This window comes from Cupriavidus phytohabitans (genome assembly GCF_000426345.1).
In the GTDB taxonomy this organism is placed as follows: domain Bacteria; phylum Pseudomonadota; class Gammaproteobacteria; order Burkholderiales; family Burkholderiaceae; genus Cupriavidus.
The window spans coordinates 1-1,064 of sequence record NZ_AUFE01000256.1 but is presented as its reverse complement, the minus strand read 5'-3'; the positions used below and the strand labels follow the sequence as shown (position 1 = coordinate 1,064).

The following is a 1,064-nucleotide window of genomic DNA, read 5'->3' as shown; positions in this document are numbered from 1 at the left end:
GCACGCGATGGGTACGCGTTGCGATCAAGGCCAAGGTCTCATTCAGCGCAGCCTTGGCCCAGCGCAGTCCTAGAAGCGCCGCTGGCAGGACAGGTTTGAGCGCGGTGATGGCGTAGGTTCGGATGATCCGATAGTCCGAGTCGATCTCATGTTCCCGCGCAGCGCTGAGACAGCATAGAGCGTGGAGGTTGTCGCTCAGGACTTTGGCGCGTTCTCTACCAGAGGCGGTTGTCGAAAGATTCCGTCCAGATTCAAACGGCACCGGGCATCCAACCGGGAGATGTCGTGGAGTGGTCATTGAAACCCGTACAACTGGTACTGGCTTGTAGATGCGTTGATGAAGGATGGCTACCGGATGCATTTGGCCAACCTCCGGCGATCCGGCTATGACGGCCTGAAATATACAACTGGTTGCGCGTTTCGAGCAGGCTCGGCGCGCGCGGTTGGACAAGCCGATGGGATCGGAAGAAGCGCGGGTACCGGGCGTACGATGCCAGGATGTGTATCGTTGTGCGAATGGTTTTGCCCATGACTCGGGCGAGCCTTACCACGGCGTGATGGCCAGTGATGAAAAAAGGTTTCGAAGCGATTGATCAGCTTAGGCAGTAATGCCGTAGATTGATCAACGTAGAGATAAAGTCAAATCTGGTGTACGAAGGTTGATCGTCGCCGGTCGTCAGGCGGCGAGTTGTTGCTGAACCGGCGGATTGTCTTGTGCCGGCGTTGCGTCCTTGAAGGGAACGCCCTTCAAGAGCAGTTCGATGTGTTCGGCGCCGTTGCTGCGGCGCCGGGTTTTCTCGGCTTCCTCGATTAGCCTGAAGGCCCGGTCAAGGAAGGTCGCTCGGGATACACAATTGCGCTTGCGAGTTGTGCGCATCTCTTTATACAAAAGTCATGGCTCTTCCCTCAGTGCTTGAATGGTGAGCGCGACGTCCATGTTTCGCTGCATGCCGATCCAGATTGTCTTGGCGCCAGGCTCGCCATCGCTCTTGCGCCCAAGGAACCCACCCAGGGAAGCAGCCAACCGAATTATCTGATTGAGTGTGACCGGTGTCCCTTTGGGC

Annotated in this window: 1 protein-coding gene and 2 pseudogenes; all 3 read right to left on the bottom strand. The window is 57.1% G+C overall.

Annotation, left to right across the window (positions count from 1 at the left end; genetic code table 11):
* Positions 1-361 (bottom strand): annotated as a pseudogene (locus tag K309_RS43725) (hypothetical protein); the annotation flags it as partial.
* Between the two features lie 315 nt (positions 362-676).
* Positions 677-874, bottom strand: a pseudogene (locus K309_RS0135145) (IS256 family transposase); the annotation flags it as partial.
* 18 nt (positions 875-892) lie between these two features.
* Positions 893-1,064 (bottom strand): IS4 family transposase (locus K309_RS39655; protein WP_304413094.1); only part of this gene is annotated, 172 nt, incomplete at its 5' end.